Genomic DNA, 13,332 nt, shown 5'->3' on the forward strand with positions numbered 1-13,332 from the left:
CTCCTCAGCCACTCCGCGGCGGGGCGAGATAGCCGTCGTCCAGCAACGAGTCGATGTACGTGTCGAGCAGTGCGGCGTCCACGGGGGGAATGCCGATACCGGTGCCGCGCAGGGCCCGTTCGGTGTTGGACCGCGTCGTGGAGGGGAAGTTCCGCTGGAAGTACATCTCCGCGACCGTGATGTCGGCGCGGGCACTCCGGTCGACGAACAACGCGACGAACGGGGTGACGGGGTGGGTCGGATGACCCGCCGCGTACCCCACCAGTTCGCGGACCCACGCGTCGTAGGGCAGCTTCCGCACGGGATAGCCGCGTGCCCCGAGCCGCTCCGCCAGATCGCCGATCATCGCGACCCGGGGGTTGGTGAGGTGGTAGACGTTCCCGGTGGCCGGCAGCCGGGTGGAGACATGGGCGACCACCCGGGCGAAACAGTCCGCCGGAATGAAGTCCAGGGGCAGGTCGACGTCCGGGAAGAAGGACGTATCGGCGATGAACCTGATGAGCGCGCACATCTCCGTGCCGGTGTTCATCACTCCCGTGGTCCGGTCCCCCGTCACGTCGTTGGGACGGTAGACGGCGACCGGCAGTCCCCGGGCCGCGGCATTGTGGAGCAGCTTCTCGGCCGCCCACTTGGACTCCACGTACCCGACCCCCAGATGCCCGGCGTGCGACAGCGGCGTCTCCTCCGTGGCGTGCCGTACGCCTGCCGCCCCGAGGCCGGCGAGCACCGCCATGCTGGATATGTAGTGCACGGGAATGGAGCGCAGCGCACCGGCGAGCCGGATGACCTCCCGGGTGCCGCTGACGTTCGCGTCCCTCAACTCGGCGTACGGGTAGATGAAGTTGACCTGGCCGCCGCAGTGGTACACGAGGTCCATCGTCGCCGCGAGGTGCTCGAACCGGTCCTCCGGCAGCCCGAGGAGCGGCTTCGCCAGATCGCCGACGACGGGGAGGACCCGGCCGGGGGGAAGGTCCCGCAGGAGGTAGCGCTGGTGTGCGCCGCGGATGCGTTCCAGGGCGTGCTCCTCGTCCGCCGCACGCACCAGGCAGTGGATCCTCGCCCGGGTGGACGTCAGCAGCGTGCCGAGCAGGTGCGTTCCGCAGAACCCCGTGGCGCCGGTGAGGAGGATCTCCGTCGGGTGCTCCGGGTGCGGGGCGCGGCCGGTGGAGCGGCGGACCGGCACGGTCAGCAGGTCGGCCTCGGCGTCGAAGTCCGGGGGCACGGCCGGTGTGCCGTCCGTGGTGCCTGCCCGCGCCGCCAGGACGACGTCGGCGAAGGCGTGCAGACGGGCGTCGCGCAGGAGCGAGCGGGTCAGGTTCCGGATCTCCGTCACGCCGATCCCGAACATGATGCGGGCGCGCGCCATCATCTCCATGGCGAGCAGGGAGTTCCCGCCCAGTTCGAAGAAGTCGTCGGCCGGTCCCACATGGTCGATGTCCAGGATCTGCGCCCACAGCTGCGCCATTCCGGTCTGTACGGACGGGTGTTCCGCCGGGCCGTGCCCGACGGGTGCCGTCCCGCGGCGCGTGAGGGCGCGGTGGTCGGTCTTCCCGTTGCGGGTGACGGGGAGTTCACCGACGGCGGTGAGGGTCGCCGGAACCATGTGTCCCGGGACGGTCCCGGCGACGAACTCCCTGATCCGGGCCGGGGCCGCTCCTTCGGCGGGGGGTGGCAGCACCGGCGTGTAGTACGCCGCGAGGGCCCGGTCGCCGTCGCCCCGGTCGTGTACCACCACGGCGACGCGGTCGACCGCCGGATGGGCGGCGACCGCGGACTCGACCTCGGCGAGGTCGACCCGGAATCCGGAGACCTTCGCTTGGCGGTCGGACCGTCCCAGGAAGTCGAGGTTCCCGTCAGGACGCCACCGCCCGAGATCGCCCGTGCGGTACATCCGTTCGCCGGGGACCGGGCCGTAGGGGTCCGGCAGGAAGTGCTCGGCGGTCAGGCCCGGCTGTCGCCAGTAGCCGCGGGCGACCGCGCGACCGCCGATGTAGATCTCGCCCCTGCGGCCCGGCGGCACCGGCCGCAGATCCCGGTCCAGGACGTGGATGCGGGTGTCCCCCAGGGCTCTGCCCACCGGGGTCGGCCCGCGGGCGTGCGGGGGCAGCGTCTCCTCGGTCAGGACACACAGCGCCGAGGTGATGGTGGCCTCCGTCAGCCCGTAGGCGTTGACGAGGCGCGCGGCGGGCATCCTGCGGAACGAGGTGCGGCAGTCGTCCGGGAGCACCGTGTCGCCGCCCACGATCATCAGCCTCAGGGAGCGCAGCGCCTCGCTGTCGTCCTCCGCGGCCTTGACCAACTGGTGCCAGTAGGCGGGCGTCAGGTCCGCCACGGTGACCCCGTGCTCCGGCAGCCGGCGCAGCAGCTCGGTCGGCGCCCAGGTGTGCCGTCCGCCGAGGACCAGCGTCGCCCCGCTGACGAGCGTCGCGAGGATCTGCTCGATCGAGGTGTCGAAGCCCGGCGCCGCCAGTTGCAGTACGCGGTCGCCCGGGGACAGCCCGTACGCTCCGGACACGTCCGACAGCACACCGCACAACGAGCCGTGGCTGACCATGACCGCCTTGGGCAGGCCCGCCGAGCCCGAGGTGTGGATCATGTAGGCGAGGTCGTCGGCCCTGGGGCCGGCCCGGGGCGGCTCGGTGGACCAGGACGCGGCGTCCGCGAGGAAGTCCTCCATGAGGAGGATCCGGCCCGGCCCGTTCCCGAAGATCCCGGCATATGCCCGGGTGGTGAGCACCACCCGGGAACCCGCCTCCTCGGCCAGCCGCGCCGAGCGGCTCGCCGGGAATCCCGGGTCGACCGGCAGGAAGGCTCCGCCGCTCCTGAGTACCGCCAGCATCGCGGTCACCAGGTCCGCACTGCGCTCCATACAGAGGGTGACCACGCTCTCGCTGGTCACTCCGAGTGAGTTCAGCCGGTGGGCGAGTCCGCTGGCACGACGGTCCAGCAGGCCGTAGGCGAGTTCGGGTCCGTCGGACACCACCGCGATCGCGCCCGGCTGCCGGGCCGCGTGCCTGCGCAGGGACTCCGAGACGCCGGGAGCGGCGGGGGCCTCCTCCCGCCGGTGCGGGGACCAGGTCCCGTCGGCTCCGCGCGGACGTGAACCGCGCGGACGCATGTCCGTCCACAGGGTCTCCACGGCGGCCGTGCACCCGGCCCTGGAGTCCGGATCGCCCACGGGGTACCAGCCGGCCGGAATCCCGAGTTCGGCGGGCCAGATCGCATACTGTTCGGCCTCGTTCACGAGGACCTGGCAGGCGGCGTCCTGCGGCAGGCGGCTGGGGCGGTTGCTCACCATCCGGACCTCCTGAACAGTGATGGTCACGCACTTCGATGATGCACGATCCGGTGGCAATGAGCGCGCCGCGCGGGATTGACGGTTGCGGGCACTGTTGCGGGCACCGGAGAACGACAATTGGCCCGTTCGGGATTCCTGTGGAACGCTTGAAATGGCGGCACTTGCGATAAAGCGACTACAGACGCCGATCAGGAGGTGGCTGGGTTGTTGACCAGCAAATTGCCACCCAAGGTGCGCCCGCGTCACCTCATTGGCTATTTCGTGTGGATGGCCCTCCTCATCTCCCTCTATTACGTCTTTCCCGACTCCCGGGTGGTCTGGTGGGGGGTGATGGGCCTCAGCGGAGTCCTCGCCATTCTGGTGGGCGTCCTCCTCAACCGGCCCTCGCATTACGTTTCCTGGCTTCTGCTCGCCGCAGCGAATCTCAGCTTCCTCACGGGCGAGCTGATGAACGTCGTCTACACCCAGTACCTGCACCAGGTGAATCCGTTCCCGTCCATCGCCGACGGCTTCTACCTGGCGCAGTACCCGCTCTACGCGGCGGGGGTACTGGGCTTCATCCGCTGGCGGACGGCGAGCCGCGACCGGGGCAGCCTGATCGACGCGCTGATCCTGACGGCCGGTCTGGCGCTGCTCTCCTGGAGCTATCTGATCGTCCCGTATGTGCGCAACCCCGAACTGACCTGGGTCCAGAAGGCGTTCTCCATCGCCTATCCGCTAGGGGACCTCCTCGTCCTGGCGATGCTGGCGCGCCTGCTCGCACCCCGTACCGGAGGAAGCCGTTCCCTTCAGCTGCTGACCATCGGGACGCTCGGGATTCTCATCTCCGACGTCCTGTTCGGACTGATCCAGCTCGACGGCACCTGGCGCATCGGCACCGCTGTCGACCTGGGCTGGGCGGTCCTCTACACCTGCTGGGGCGCTGCGGCACTGCATCCGTCCATGGTGACGCTGACCCGGCCGGCGCCCGTCCAGCCGCCGACGCTCGCGCCCGCGCGGGTGGGCCTGCTGATGCTCGCCTCACTGATCGCTCCCCTGATACTGCTGCTCGACGCGGGGCAGGGCGGCGGGGCCGATGCCCGGGTCGTCGGCGCGTTCTCCGCCGTCCTCTTCTTCCTCGTGCTCGCACGGCTGGCAGGCGTGGTGACGAACCATCGCAAGGCGATCGCCAGGGAACGTGTCCTGCGGACGGGCATCGAGTCGCTGGCCTGGGCGCGCAGTGTCGAGGAGGTCGCGGAGGCCGTCGAGGGCACGGCCACGACCCTGATGCGCAGCCCGCGGCGCACCGCCGTCCTCGCGGTCCGTGACCGTGAGGAGGAGCTGCGGATCGTCCGCGAGGACGCAGACGAGGACACGACGGCACCGCTCCGTCCCCTCGACGAGGCGCTCGCGCTGCCCGCGGTCCGCGAACAGCGCCCCCTGCCCCTCTCCGATCTGGATCCGGGCGTCGTCGCGGGCCTGCCGGACGCCCCCAGCGCGCTGCTGTGCCCCCTGGTCCTGGACCGTCCGGCCGGCGAGATGACACTCGGCGTCCTGGCGGTGGCGGGTGTCGAGAGCGAACTGCTCGACGTACGGACCACACTGGCGACCCTCGCCGCCCAGGCGGTGCTGGCCGTCGAGCGCATCGGTCTGGCCGAGGAGATCAACCGCCGGGACAGCGAGGCGTACTTCCGGACGCTCGTGCACAACGCCTCGGACGTCATTCTGATCCTGGACGCGGACGGGCGGGTCCGCTACGCCAGCTCCTCGGCGCTGCCGGTGCTCGGCTACCGGTCCCTGAAGGGGCGCCGGCTGACCGATCTGGTCGCGCCCGGAGAGACCCCGACCATGGTCCGGATGCTGGCCGACATGCGCACCCGGGACTGGTCGGACCGCCGTGAGGACTGGCGGGTCCGGCGGCGCGACGGGGCCCTCATCGAGGTCGAGGTGCGGTGCAGCGACCTGCGGGACGATCCCACCGTCGGCGGCCTCGTCCTGACCCTCCAGGACGTCACCGAACGCCGCCGGCTCGAACGCGAACTCACGCACCGCGCCTTCCACGACTCCCTGACGGGGCTGGCGAACCGGGTGCTCTTCCAGGACAGGACCGGTCACGCACTGACACGCGGTCAGCGCGAAGGCACCGTGGTCGGGGTGCTGTTCGTCGACGTGGACGACTTCAAGGTCATCAACGACACGCTGGGGCACGGCGTGGGCGACGAACTCCTCGTCGCCGTGTCCCTGCGGCTGGCCACCACGATCCGGGCCTCCGACACCGTGGCGCGCATCGGCGGGGACGAATTCGCCATGCTCACCGGGGACTCGATGTCCCCGAGCGACGTCGAGACGTTCAGCGACCACGTCGTCGAGGCGTTCAGAGAGCCGTTCAGGCTGTCCTCGGGCATGGTCAACGTCTCCATCAGCGTGGGCGTCGCGACCACCGAGGACAGTGTCGACGCGGACGAGCTGTTCGCCCACGCCGACCTGGCGCTGTACTCGGCCAAGACCGCGGGGAAGTGCCAGTGGCGCCGGTACCGGCCGAAGCTGCAGAGCGACCTGCTGGAGCGTCACGAGCTCCAGGAGTCCCTGGACGCCACGGTCGTCGAGACCTCGTTCGCCGTGCGCTACCAGCCGATCGTCGATCTGGCCAGCAGCGAACTCGTGGGCTTCGAGGCGCTGGTGCGCTGGCCGCACAAGACCCGGGGCGTCGTGCTCCCCGAACAGTTCATCGCGCTGGCCGAGGAGAGCGGCCGGATCGTCCCGCTCGGCGCCTGGGTGCTGCGCCAGGCCGCGTCCGACGCCGCCCGGTGGCGCAGGGAGAACACCCGCAGGCCGGACGGGGCCCGCAGACCGGACGTGCCCCTCTATGTCAGCGTGAACGTCTCCGCCCGGCAGTTCCGCGACGCGGGCTTCGTGGACATGGCCCTGCGGGCCCTCGAAACCTCGGGGATCGGTCCCGAGTCACTCGTCCTGGAGCTGACCGAGAGCGTGCTGATGACCCGCGGCGACAACGTCCTGGACGGCATGAAGGAACTGACCGACCTCGGCATCCGCATCGCCATCGACGACTTCGGAACGGGCTACTCCTCGCTCAGTTACCTCCGCGAGTTCCCCATCAAGATCCTGAAGATCGACAAGTCCTTCATCGACGGCCTCGGGGTGTCCACCCAGCAGTACGCGCTCATCGAGGGCATCGCCAACATCGCCGAGACCCTGGGCATCGTGGTGATCGCCGAAGGGATCGAGAACCGGACCCAGCGCGATCTGCTGGCGTCCCTGGGCTGCCCGCTCGGGCAGGGCTTCCTCTTCGCCCAGCCCATGGAGGCATCCGAGGCCGAGAGGCTCGTGCGCTCCTCGCACCGGCTGGGCGTGTAGCGGACAGCACTGCGGGGCGCCTGCCCCTGCCGTATCCACGACAAGGGAAGACGCCCCGCAGCGAGCGACCGTACGCGCCGGACCGGCAGCGTCAGACGTTGAACCCGAGCGCGCGAAGCTGCTCCCGGCCGTCGTCCGTGATCTTGTCCGGGCCCCACGGCGGCATCCAGACCCAGTTGATCCGCAACTCGTTGACGATGCCGTCGGTCGCGGACTTCGCCTGGTCCTCGATGACATCGGTCAGCGGACAGGCCGCGGACGTCAGGGTCATGTCGAGGGTGGCGATGTTGGCGTCGTCGATGTGAATGCCGTAGATGAGGCCCAGGTTGACGACGTCGATGCCCAGCTCGGGGTCGACTACGTCGTAGAGCGCCTCGCGGACCTCGTCCTCGGAGGCCGGCTTCAGTGCGACTGTCTCTTGATCACTCATGCGGTCTTCCCTTCGGACAGCGCCTTCGCCGTCGCGTCCTTCCACGCCATCCAGCTCAGCAGCGCGCACTTGACCCGGGCCGGGTACTTGGAGACACCGGCGAACGCGACCGCGTCCTCCAGCACCTCCTCCATCGCGTCGTCCGGCTCCAGCTGACCCTTGGACTGCATCAGTTCCAGGAACGCGGCCTGGATCTTCTGCGCCTCGGCGAGCTGCTTGCCGACGAGCAGATCGTTCAGCACGGAGGCACTGGCCTGGCTGATGGAGCAGCCCTGGCCCTCGTAGCTGATGTCGGCGATGGTCTCGCCGTCGTACTTCACCCGGAGCGTGATCTCGTCGCCACACGTCGGGTTGACGTGATGCACCTCGGCGTCGCCGTCCCGCAGGCCGCGCCCGTGGGGGTGCTTGTAGTGGTCCAGGATCACTTCCTGGTACATGGAATCAAGCTTCACCAGTCAACCCTCAGCAGTTGTGGCATTTAACCGAAAAAGTTCCGGACGTGCTCCAGGCCGTCCACCAGGGCGTCGACCTCGGCGGGCGTGGAGTACAGATAGAACGACGCTCGCGTCGTCGCAGGAATTCCGTACCGCAGGCACACCGGCCGCGCGCAGTGGTGACCGACCCGGACGGCGATGCCCTGCTCGTCCAGGACCTGACCCACGTCGTGCGGGTGGATGTCACCGAGCGTGAAGGAGATCGTCGCACCGCGGTCCACGGCGGTCGACGGACCGATGATCTTGAGGTCCGGAACCTCCAGGAGGCGCTTCACCGCGTACTCGGTGATCGCGTGCTCGTGGCGGTAGATGTTCTCCATGCCGATCGCCGAGAGGTAGTCCACGGCCGCACCGAGGCCGACGGCCTGGGCGATCGGGGGCGTACCCGCCTCGAACTTGTGGGGCGCGGGAGCATAGGTCGACGAGTGCATCGACACGGTCTCGATCATCTCGCCGCCGCCGAGGAAGGGCGGCAGGTCCTCCAGGAGTTCCTGCCGTCCCCACAGCACGCCGATACCGGTCGGGCCGACCATCTTGTGGCCGGTGAAGGCCACGAAGTCGGCCTGCAGCGCCTGCACGTCGAGCACCATGTGCGGGGCCGCCTGCGAGGCGTCGATGCAGACCAGCGCGCCGACCTGCTGGGCGCGGCGGATGATCTTCTCGACCGGGTTGATCGTGCCCATGATGTTCGAGACCAGCGTGAAGGAGACGATCTTCGTCTTCTCCGTGATGATCTCGTCGATGTTGGACAGGTCGAGGCGGCCGTCGTCGGTGATGCCGAACCACTTCAGCTTCGCGCCGGTGCGCTGCGAGAGCAGCTGCCACGGCACGATGTTGGAGTGGTGCTCCATCTCCGTGGTGACGATCTCGGTGTCGCGGTCCACCCGATAGGGCTCGTCGGCCCAGCCGAGCATGTTGGCCACGAGGTTGAGCGACTCGGAGGCGTTCTTCGTGAAGATCACCTCGTTGCGGCTCGGCGCGTTGATGAAGGCCGCGACCTTGTCGCGAGCACCCTCGTACAGCGCGGTGGCCTCCTCCGCGATGGTGTACACACCACGGTGGACGTTGGCGTTGTGCCGCTCGTAGTACGCGTTCAGCGCATCGAGGACCTGGCGCGGCTTCTGCGAGGTCGCCGCACTGTCCAGGTAAACGATCTTCTTGCCGTCGTGGACCGTGCGGTCCAGGATCGGGAAGTCCTTGCGGATCGCCTCGGTGTCGAGGAGGCCGGAGAGCCCCTGTCGGGCGTCAGTCACGCGGAAGCGCCACCCTTCACGTATGCCTCGTAGCCCTCGTTCTCCAGCTTGTCCGCGAGCTCGGCACCGCCGGACTCGGCGATACGGCCGTTGGCGAAGACGTGCACGAAGTCGGGCTTGATGTAGCGGAGGATCCGCGTGTAGTGCGTGATCAGCAGGGTGCCGACCTCGCCGGTCTCGCGGACCCGGTTGACACCCTCGGAGACGACGCGCAGGGCGTCGACGTCGAGGCCGGAGTCGGTCTCGTCGAGGATGGCGATCTTCGGCTTGAGGAGCTCCAGCTGAAGGATCTCGTGGCGCTTCTTCTCGCCGCCGGAGAAGCCCTCGTTGACGTTGCGCTCGGCGAAGGCCGGGTCCATCTGGAGGCCGGCCATCGTCTCCTTGACCTCCTTCACCCACGTACGCAGCTTGGGCGCCTCGCCGCGGACGGCGGTGGCGGAGGTGCGCAGGAAGTTGGAGACGGAGACGCCGGGGATCTCGACCGGGTACTGCATGGCCAGGAACAGACCGGCGCGGGCGCGCTCGTCGACGGTCATGTCCAGGACGTTCTCGCCGTCCAGGGTCACCGTGCCACTCGTGATCGTGTACTTGGGGTGCCCCGCCAGCGAGTACGCGAGGGTGGACTTGCCGGACCCGTTGGGGCCCATGATGGCGTGGGTCTCGCCCTGCTTCACGGTCAGGTCGACGCCCTTGAGGATCGTCTTCGTGGCGTTGTCGGCCTCGACGGTGACGTGCAGGTCGCGGATTTCAAGCGTTGCCATGGGTGACTCAGGTCTCCTGGGTGACGGAGACGAGCACATCGTCCCCTTCGATCTTTACGGGGTAAACGGGAACGGGGCGCGTCGCGGGAAGGCCGGACGGCTTGCCGGTGCGCAGATCGAAACTCGACCCGTGCAGCCAGCACTCGATCATGCAGTCCTCGACCTCGCCCTCCGACAGCGACACGTTCGCGTGCGAGCAGATGTCGTTGATCGCGAACACCTCGCCCTCGGTGCGCACCACGGACACCGGCGTGCCGTCGAGCTCCACCCGCCTGGGGGTGTCGTCCTCCAGCTCGCTCAGCGCACAGGCTTTGACGAAGGCCATCAGACGGACGCCTTCAGCTCGGTCTCGATCTTGTCGAGCAGACGCGCCTCGACGTCCGGCAGACCGATCTGCTGGACCAGCTCGGCGAAGAAGCCGCGCACGACGAGGCGGCGGGCCTCCTCGGCGGGGATACCGCGCGACTGGAGGTAGAAGAGCTGCTCGTCGTCGAAACGGCCGGTCGCGGAGGCGTGACCCGCGCCGACGATCTCGCCGGTCTCGATCTCCAGGTTCGGCACGGAGTCGACCCGGGCGCCGTCCGTGAGGACGAGGTTGCGGTTCATCTCGTACGTGTCGGTGCCCTCGGCCTTGGCCTGGATGAGGACGTCCCCGATCCATACGGCGTGCGCGCCGTCGCCCTGCAGCGCGCCCTTGTAGGCCACGTTGGACTTGCAGTGCGGGGTGTTGTGGTCGACGAGGAGACGGTGCTCCTGGTGCTGGCCCTTGTCGGTGAAGTACAGACCGAAGAGCTCGGCCTCGCCGCCGGTGCCCGCGTAGCTGATGCGCGGGTGGATGCGGACGAGGTCGCCGCCGAAGGTGACGACGATCGACTTGAACGAGGCGTCCCGGCCGATCAGCGCGTTGTGCTGACCGACGTGGACGGCCCGCTCGTCCCAGTCCTGGACCGAGACGACGGTGAGCTTGGCACCGTCGCCCAGCACGTAGTCGACGTTGGCGGCGAGCACCGCGTCGCCCGTGTGGTCGATGACGACGACGGCCTCGGCGAAGGCTCCCAGCTCGATGAGCTGGTGACCGTAGGCGACGCCGCCCTCGCCGTGCACGGCGATCCGGATCGGCTCGGTGAGCACGGCCTCCTTGGCGACCGTGACGACCGACGCCTGCTCGAAGGACGTGTACGCCTGGGCGGCGACACGGTCCACCGGGGTGCCGGCCTTGCCGAGCCGCGAGTCCTCGCGGCCGACGGTCTCGACGGTGACCCCTTCCGGGGCCTCGATCGCGACCTTCACGCCGTCACCGGCGGCGACCGCGGTGCCGTCGTGCAGCCCTCGAAGGCGCTCCAGCGGCGTGAACCGCCACTCCTCCTCGCGGCCGTGCGGGACCGGGAAGTCCGCGACGTCGAAGGAGGGGGGCGCGCTCATGCGCGTGGCGACGGTCGACTCGGCGGCCACCGCGATGGACCCGGCGGTGGTGGACCCCGCCGGAATGTTCTGAGCCTCAGCCATGGCTGTCGTAGTGCTCGCTTTCTGATTCAAGAAGTCGGGGGACGCGGTCGGCAGGCGTACTAGCCGACCGAACCCTCCATCTGCAGCTCGATCAGCCGGTTGAGCTCCAGGGCGTACTCCATGGGCAGCTCCTTGGCGATCGGCTCGACGAATCCGCGCACGATCATCGCCATGGCCTCGAACTCGGTGAGTCCGCGGCTCATGAGGTAGAAGAGCTGGTCCTCGGAGACCTTGGAGACGGTCGCCTCGTGGCCCATCGACACGTCGTCCTCGCGGACGTCGACGTAGGGGTAGGTGTCGGAGCGCGAGATGGTGTCGACCAGCAGCGCGTCACAGAGCACGTTGGACTTGGCGCCCGGCGCACCCTCGCCGATCTCGATGAGACCGCGGTAGGAGGTACGGCCGCCGCCTCGCGCCACCGACTTGGAGACGATGTTGGACGAGGTGTTCGGGGCCATGTGGACCATCTTGGCGCCGGCGTCCTGGTGCTGGCCCTCGCCGGCGAAGGCGATGGACAGGGTCTCGCCCTTGGCGTGCTCGCCCATCAGGTAGATGGCCGGGTACTTCATGGTGACCTTGGAGCCGATGTTGCCGTCGACCCACTCCATGGTCGCGCCCTCGTACGCCACGGCGCGCTTGGTGACGAGGTTGTAGACGTTGTTCGACCAGTTCTGGATGGTCGTGTAGCGGCAGCGGCCGCCCTTCTTCACGATGATCTCGACGACCGCGGAGTGCAGCGAGTCCGAGGAGTAGATCGGGGCGGTGCAGCCCTCGACGTAGTGGACGTAGGCGTCCTCGTCGACGATGATCAGCGTCCGCTCGAACTGACCCATGTTCTCCGTGTTGATACGGAAGTAGGCCTGGAGCGGGATCTCGACGTGCACGCCCTTCGGCACGTAGATGAACGAGCCGCCGGACCACACGGCCGAGTTCAGCGAGGCGAACTTGTTGTCGCCGACCGGGATGACGGTGCCGAAGTACTCCTTGAAGAGCTCCGGGTGCTCCTTCAGCGCGGTGTCGGTGTCCATGAAGATGACACCCTGCGCCTCCAGCTCCTCGTTGATCTGGTGGTACACGACCTCGGACTCGTACTGGGCCGCGACACCGGCGACGAGGCGCTGCTTCTCCGCCTCGGGGATGCCGAGCTTGTCGTACGTGTTCTTGATGTCCTCGGGCAGGTCCTCCCAGGACTCCGCCTGCTTCTCCGTGGACCGCACGAAGTACTTGATGTTGTCGAAGTCGATGCCCGAGAGGTCGGAGCCCCAGTTCGGCATGGGCTTCTTACCGAAGAGCTTCAGGCCCTTGAGGCGCAGCTTCAGCATCCACTCGGGTTCGTTCTTCTTCTCCGAGATGTCGCGGACGACAGCCTCGGAGAGACCGCGCTTGGCCGCAGCGCCTGCCGCGTCGGAGTCGGCCCAACCGAATTCGTACGTGCCCAGACCCTCGAGCTCAGGGTGGGCAGTCTCCGTGGGGAGCGTCATGCGGGGTTCCTCCCGGCAGTGCTTGCAGATACTGATGTGGCGGTCTGTGGTGATGCGTGGCCGCTGCGCGGCACGTACGTCGTACACACGCCGTCGCCGTGGGCGAGGGTGGCCAGACGCTGCACATGGGTCCCGAGCAGGCTGGAGAAGATCTCCGTCTCCGCCTCGCACAGCTGCGGGAACTGCTCGGCGACATGCGCGACCGGGCAGTGGTGCTGGCACAACTGCTCGCCCTGCTGCGGGCCGGGCGCACTTCGCGCCGTAGCAGCGTACCCGTCCGCGGACAAGGCCCTGGCCAGGGCCTCCGTGCGATCCTCGGGGTCCGCAGCCTCGACCGCGGCGCGGTACGCCTCGGCCTGGGAGGCCATGCGGGCGCGGGCGAAAGCGATGACCGCTTCGTCGCCCGAGGTCTCGGCGATCCAGCGCAGGGCGTCGGCGGCGAGCTTGTCGTAGGACTGGTCGAAGGCGTCCCGGCCGCAGTCGGTCAGGGCGAACACCTTGGCGGGACGCCCCCGGGTCCGTGCCCCGTACACCCGCTGGTCGCGGGCCTCGACGACACCGTCGGAGACGAGGGCGTCGAGGTGACGGCGGACGGCGGCCTGGGTGAGCCGGACGCGCTTCGCCAGATCGGCGGCGGTGGACGGGCCGTGATCCAGGATGGAGCGCGCGACCCGGTTGCGCGTCGAGCGCTCGCCGGTCGCGAGTTCCTCCTGCGGAGCCTCGCCAACGTATTTCACAACGCCATTGTTGCGTAA

At 68.8% G+C, this 13,332-nt stretch carries 10 protein-coding genes; 1 reads left to right on the top strand and 9 read right to left on the bottom strand.

Going from position 1 to position 13,332, the window contains the following annotated elements; all coding sequences use genetic code 11:
* Nucleotides 1-4: 4 nt before the first annotated feature.
* Nucleotides 5-3,325, bottom strand: coding sequence for an amino acid adenylation domain-containing protein (locus tag OG230_RS08410; RefSeq protein WP_328909508.1), 3,321 nt, complete (start codon nt 3,323-3,325; stop codon nt 5-7).
* 240 nt (nt 3,326-3,565) lie between these two features.
* Here OG230_RS08410 and OG230_RS08415 point away from each other — a divergent pair, with 240 nt between their 5' ends.
* Nucleotides 3,566-6,652 carry an EAL domain-containing protein gene (locus OG230_RS08415; protein ID WP_328909509.1) on the top strand — a complete coding sequence of 1,029 codons (3,087 nt, stop codon included), beginning with the start codon at nt 3,566-3,568 and terminating at the stop codon, nt 6,650-6,652.
* A gap of 91 nt (nt 6,653-6,743) precedes the next feature.
* Here OG230_RS08415 and OG230_RS08420 read toward each other — a convergent pair whose 3' ends face one another.
* From OG230_RS08420 to OG230_RS08455, 8 genes are read right to left on the bottom strand one after another with little or no spacing between them, the layout of a single operon-like run.
* Entirely contained in the window at nt 6,744-7,082 is a 339-nt protein-coding gene (locus OG230_RS08420; RefSeq protein WP_328909510.1) for a metal-sulfur cluster assembly factor, read from the bottom strand.
* Entirely contained in the window at nt 7,079-7,534 is a 456-nt protein-coding gene (gene sufU / locus OG230_RS08425; RefSeq protein WP_328909511.1) for a Fe-S cluster assembly sulfur transfer protein SufU, read from the bottom strand. Before sufU ends, OG230_RS08420 begins: the two co-directional genes overlap by 4 nt.
* A 26-nt stretch (nt 7,535-7,560) precedes the next feature.
* The gene (locus OG230_RS08430; RefSeq protein ID WP_328909512.1) at nt 7,561-8,829 is read right to left on the bottom strand and encodes a cysteine desulfurase; all 1,269 of its coding nucleotides are present in this window, start codon (nt 8,827-8,829) and stop codon (nt 7,561-7,563) included.
* Nucleotides 8,826-9,590, bottom strand: coding sequence for a Fe-S cluster assembly ATPase SufC (sufC, locus tag OG230_RS08435; RefSeq protein ID WP_328909513.1), 765 nt, complete (start codon nt 9,588-9,590; stop codon nt 8,826-8,828). Before sufC ends, OG230_RS08430 begins: the two co-directional genes overlap by 4 nt.
* A gap of 7 nt (nt 9,591-9,597) precedes the next feature.
* Nucleotides 9,598-9,915: a bifunctional 3-phenylpropionate/cinnamic acid dioxygenase ferredoxin subunit gene (locus OG230_RS08440; RefSeq protein WP_328909514.1), complete on the bottom strand. Its 318-nt coding sequence runs from the start codon at nt 9,913-9,915 to the stop codon at nt 9,598-9,600.
* Entirely contained in the window at nt 9,915-11,096 is a 1,182-nt protein-coding gene (sufD, locus tag OG230_RS08445) for a Fe-S cluster assembly protein SufD (protein WP_328909515.1), read from the bottom strand. Before sufD ends, OG230_RS08440 begins: the two co-directional genes overlap by 1 nt.
* Before the next feature lie 59 nt (nt 11,097-11,155).
* Nucleotides 11,156-12,577 (bottom strand): Fe-S cluster assembly protein SufB, encoded by a 1,422-nt coding sequence (sufB, locus tag OG230_RS08450; RefSeq protein ID WP_328909516.1) that lies wholly within the window; start codon nt 12,575-12,577, stop codon nt 11,156-11,158.
* Nucleotides 12,574-13,314, bottom strand: coding sequence for a helix-turn-helix transcriptional regulator (locus OG230_RS08455; protein WP_328909517.1), 741 nt, complete (start codon nt 13,312-13,314; stop codon nt 12,574-12,576). Before OG230_RS08455 ends, sufB begins: the two co-directional genes overlap by 4 nt.
* Nucleotides 13,315-13,332 lie beyond the last annotated feature (18 nt).

The sequence above is a fragment of the Streptomyces sp. NBC_00234 genome (assembly GCF_036195325.1).
GTDB lineage: Bacteria > Actinomycetota > Actinomycetes > Streptomycetales > Streptomycetaceae > Streptomyces.

Bases quoted from the DNA above. Each gene is read 5' to 3' on its own strand.
- OG230_RS08415 (WP_328909509.1), top strand. From the start codon at position 3,566: ATGGCCCTCCTCATCTCCCTCTATTACGTCTTTCCCGACTCCCGGGTG.
- OG230_RS08420 (WP_328909510.1), bottom strand. From the start codon at position 7,082: ATGAGTGATCAAGAGACAGTCGCACTGAAGCCGGCCTCCGAGGACGAG.
- sufC (WP_328909513.1), bottom strand. From the start codon at position 9,590: ATGGCAACGCTTGAAATCCGCGACCTGCACGTCACCGTCGAGGCCGAC.
- OG230_RS08440 (WP_328909514.1), bottom strand. From the start codon at position 9,915: ATGGCCTTCGTCAAAGCCTGTGCGCTGAGCGAGCTGGAGGACGACACC.
- sufD (WP_328909515.1), bottom strand. From the start codon at position 11,096: ATGGCTGAGGCTCAGAACATTCCGGCGGGGTCCACCACCGCCGGGTCC.
- sufB (WP_328909516.1), bottom strand. From the start codon at position 12,577: ATGACGCTCCCCACGGAGACTGCCCACCCTGAGCTCGAGGGTCTGGGC.